Origin of the sequence: Burkholderia sp. E168m22 (assembly GCF_001319805.1) — a bacterium.
In the GTDB taxonomy this organism is placed as follows: Bacteria; Pseudomonadota; Gammaproteobacteria; order Burkholderiales; family Burkholderiaceae; genus Burkholderia; species Burkholderia orbicola.
Map to the genome: position 1 here is coordinate 1 of NZ_BBSK01000052.1, position 3,661 is coordinate 3,661.

Consider the following 3,661-nt stretch of genomic DNA (forward strand, 5'->3'; position numbering starts at 1 on the left):
TCGGGAAGTTCGCGCCGTCGTTGTTCGCCATGTAGACGATCGCGCGGGCGATTTCATAGTCGCTGACGTCGTCGGGGCTCGTGCCGCCGCGCGCCGGCATCGCGCCCTTGCCCGCGAGGGCCGTCTTCAGCAGCGTGTCGAAGCCTTGCGAGATGCGCGGCGCCCAGTCGTCCTTGTTGCCGAACTTCGGCGCGCCGGCGGCGCCGGTGCCGTGGCAGGTCACGCAGACGGCCTTGTAGACCTCCTCGCCGGTTTTGTACGTGCGGGGTGCGTTGGCGTCCTTCACCTCGACCTTCGCGATGGGGGCGATACGTGCGGCGACCTGCTCGTCGGATAGCGCGTCCGTGCCGGCGCCGGAACGGAACGCATGGTTCGCGTAATTGGCGAACAGGACGATCAGGATGATCGGGATCGCGAACGACGCGATGATGACGGCAATCAGCTGCCCGGGGGTTTTGACGGGAGATTCGTGGGGTGCTTCGCTCATGCTTGCCTCGTCTCCATGAATAGGAATTGTGAGCGCGGTGCAACGGCAAAATGGCAGTCCAATGAAGCACGGACGATTATAGACGGAACGTTTACATCACGGCGAGCGGCGCGATGGCGCGTGTTTACCCGCACGCAGCGGCGCCCGGCGGCGATTCGGCGGGCAAGGTGGACGCGTCTTGGGAAACCGGGTATCCTTGCCGTCTTGCCAATCGTGGGCGGCCTGTATATGGGGTCGCTTCACTGTCTCACGCGCCCGTAGCTCAATGGATAGAGTACTGCCCTCCGAAGGCAGGGGTTGCTGGTTCGATCCCAGCCGGGCGCGCCAAGAAAATGATAAAAATCAAGGAGTTGGTGTAGCGCCTCTAGCGCTGGGCAAGTTCGTACGGAAATCATACGGAAATGCGCCATGCACCAAAGCGCGTCAGTCGAGGCCCTCGGCCTTGCTCCCTGTTCTCTAAAGCTGCTCCGCGTTATCCTGCCGAAAATCTCCCGGCTCTAAACTGCCGACGCCCAATGTTGCGTGGCCAAGGCGGCTGCTCGTAGACAATCTCCCCCTTTTTCGCAGCTTTGAGCGATCTGGTCTGACGGCGTCCAACGTTGGAAAATGGCATCCGGCGGTCGGCTCTTTCCGACCCTTAGCGGTCGTCGATATTTCTAGAAAGCGGACGTTCGACGCCGCGTTGGCGACCGTTGGACTCATGTGGGCTACGACTTGATGACGCAACGATACCCGCAAGCGTCGCGCAGACGGTCTCGATGTTGTCTGGGCGGAGGTTTGTCGCGCTGAGTAGCAAGCCACCTTGTGCGTTGCTGCGGCGAAGGTACCAGGCGGAGAGTGCCGAAGGCGCGAGGCCATGCGCCCGGGCAATGCCGACAACCATGCGGTCGTCGGCGGTTTGTGGCAGCGGTGCGATCACCCCCAGGCCCGCCATCATGGTGCCCGGCAGAAACTTGTTGACATGCGCCAGCGTCAGGCGTCGGCGCTCCGCATAGAGCGCCTTCATCTGTCGCAGGTGCCGCAGGTAGTGTCCATTCCTCAGAAACTCCGTCACCGCCAATTGGGTGGTCCGGTTCGGAGCTGGGGACAACACGGCGGCTACCTCAACCAGACGCTCCGCCACTGAGCGTGGGGCAACGACGAAACCCAGGCCGAGCCCCGGGCTGATCGTCTTGCTGAACGCGCCGATGTGAACCACACACTCGGCACCTTCGCCTGCAGCAAGGGCCGGTGCGGCGCGGCCTTCGAGCTGTAGTTCTCCGAGATAGTCGTCTTCGATGATCCAGGCACCCCTTGTCGCCGCCCAGTCGAGCAGCGCATGCCTTCGTGCCGGCGACAGGGTCACGCCGAGCGGGGCATGCTGGCCCGGCGTGACCAACGCCAGCAAAGCATCTGGCGCGCTGGCGACGCCAGCCTCCACTCGCAGCCCATCGGCATCGACAGGTACGGGTATGACCGCTGCACCGATGATTTCCAGCGCGCGTCTTCCCAGTGGATAGCCTGGCTCCTCGAGCCACGCCTTGCGTCCATGCGCGCGCAGTGCGGTCAGTGCCAGCATCAGGCTTTGCCGGTATCCGCTGGTGACGATGACCTGATCGGGATGACATTGCATCTGCCGGCTTACGGCCAGGTGGCTCGCGATCTGGGCTCGCAGGGCAGGTTCGCCGCGCGGATCGGCATAGGCCGTGTAAGCGAAGGCATCGGCGCGTACGGCACGCGTGCGCATGCGGGCCCAGAGCTTGGCTGGGAATGCGTCGTGGGCCGGTACGCCCATCTGGAATGGAAGCGGGGCGCTCGAAAATGGGCGGGTGAAATCCGCTAGAGGCCCGTCAAGGGAAGCCTCGCCATCCGCTCGCTCCGCGGGCAGCCGCGCGCAAACGTGTGTGCCCGAGGAGCCTGCACCGAATACCAGATTCTCGGCGATCAACCGATCGTAGGCCACGCGGACGGTGCCGCGGGCGACGCCAAGTTGCGCAGCGAGGTCCCGGCCGGAAGGCAGGCGCTGTCCGGGTACGAGCCGGCCCTCGACGATTGCCTGGCGCAGGCTCGCATGGATCTGGTCGCCGATCGGCTCGGCGATGGCACGGTCCACCAGGATGGACAGCGCAGCGGGCGAATTCGGTTGATTCATTTTTGGGCCAGTCGTTTCGCCAGTTTTTGGGCCTGTTTCTCTAATGCCCAGCGGAGTAACGTTGCGTTATGACATGGATCGCGGCGCAAGTCGATAGGCGGCTTGGACGCGACGGCGACACTATTCGCATCACCCACGGAGAAGGACCGAGATGACCCGCATGAACTGGCAAGAGACCGCACCGGACGGCGCAAAGGCGCTTTTTGGTATCCACCACTACGTCACGAAGAAGACGAATCTCCCCGAGGAACTTGTCCACCTCGTGTTTCTCCGCGTCTCGCAAATCAACGGGTGCGCGCATTGCATCGACATGCATAGCCGCGATCTCAGAAAAACCATGTCCGTCGACAAAATTACGCTGGTGCCAGTGTGGGATGAGGTTGCGCACTTGTTCACCGATCAGGAGCGTGCCGCGCTGGCCTGGTCTGAGGAAGTCACGCGTGTCAGCGAAACGCATGCATCGGATGAAGCCTATGCCGCTGCTGCGGCGGCATTTTCGCCGAAGGACCTGGTTGACCTCACGATCGCCATCGCCGCGATGAACGCGTTCAATCGTCTCGGTGCGCCTTTCCGGGTGCCTGTTGCTGCCGTGGCGTAATTAACGCGGCGCGTACCCTGAAATCGTTTTGCCGAGCCTCTCTGGGCTGCGTTATGCCGGACGCTTCAAACCGGAGGCACGGCAATCGTTCATGATTATCGTCGCTCACGATTGCACGTGAGTGCAACGTTCACGGTCAAGCAGCGCCTGCTTGCGGTCAATGCCCCATGCATAGCCCCAAAACCTTCCATCAGTTCTGACTACGCGATGGCAAGGGATCGCAACGGCTAGCGGGTTGCCAGCGCAAGCGCTGGCAATATCAAGCTCCGACACGTCAGTTCCAACGAGGCGCGCGACCTGCGCATAGCTCAGTGTGCTTCCCACCGGAATTTTGCGAAGCACTTGCCAAACACGCTGTTGGAAAGCGGTGCCTCGAATATCGAGGGGGAGGTTCTTGTCGATAGCGGGCTGCTCGATCATACCGACGACGTTTGCCACCAACGCT

Annotated in this window: 4 protein-coding genes and 1 tRNA gene; 2 read left to right on the forward strand and 3 right to left on the reverse strand. The window is 62.4% G+C overall.

Features of this window, described 5'->3' with window-relative positions:
* On the reverse strand, positions 1-487 hold a 487-nt coding region (locus AP428_RS14220; protein WP_156349319.1), incomplete at its 3' end, for a cytochrome c5 family protein.
* A 251-nt stretch (positions 488-738) separates the two neighbouring features.
* Between AP428_RS14220 and AP428_RS14225 the strand changes: the two genes are divergently transcribed.
* A tRNA-Arg gene (locus AP428_RS14225) sits at positions 739-814 on the forward strand.
* A 310-nt stretch (positions 815-1,124) separates the two neighbouring features.
* Here AP428_RS14225 and AP428_RS14230 read toward each other — a convergent pair.
* Complete coding sequence (locus tag AP428_RS14230; protein ID WP_011546756.1) at positions 1,125-2,618, reverse strand: PLP-dependent aminotransferase family protein; 1,494 nt, start codon at positions 2,616-2,618, stop codon at positions 1,125-1,127.
* A 151-nt stretch (positions 2,619-2,769) separates the two neighbouring features.
* Here AP428_RS14230 and AP428_RS14235 point away from each other — a divergent pair, with 151 nt between their 5' ends.
* The gene (locus tag AP428_RS14235) at positions 2,770-3,216 is read left to right on the forward strand and encodes a carboxymuconolactone decarboxylase family protein (protein ID WP_011546755.1); all 447 of its coding nucleotides are present in this window, start codon (positions 2,770-2,772) and stop codon (positions 3,214-3,216) included.
* A 105-nt stretch (positions 3,217-3,321) separates the two neighbouring features.
* Here the strand turns inward: AP428_RS14235 and AP428_RS35155 are convergent.
* Positions 3,322-3,661: methylated-DNA--[protein]-cysteine S-methyltransferase (locus tag AP428_RS35155; RefSeq protein WP_156349320.1), on the reverse strand; the 340-nt coding region annotated here is incomplete at its 5' end.

Coding starts and splice junctions, on each gene's coding strand:
- AP428_RS14230 (WP_011546756.1), bottom strand. CDS start 2,618: ATGAATCAACCGAATTCGCCCGCTGCGCTGTCCATCCTGGTGGACCGT.
- AP428_RS14235 (WP_011546755.1), top strand. CDS start 2,770: ATGACCCGCATGAACTGGCAAGAGACCGCACCGGACGGCGCAAAGGCG.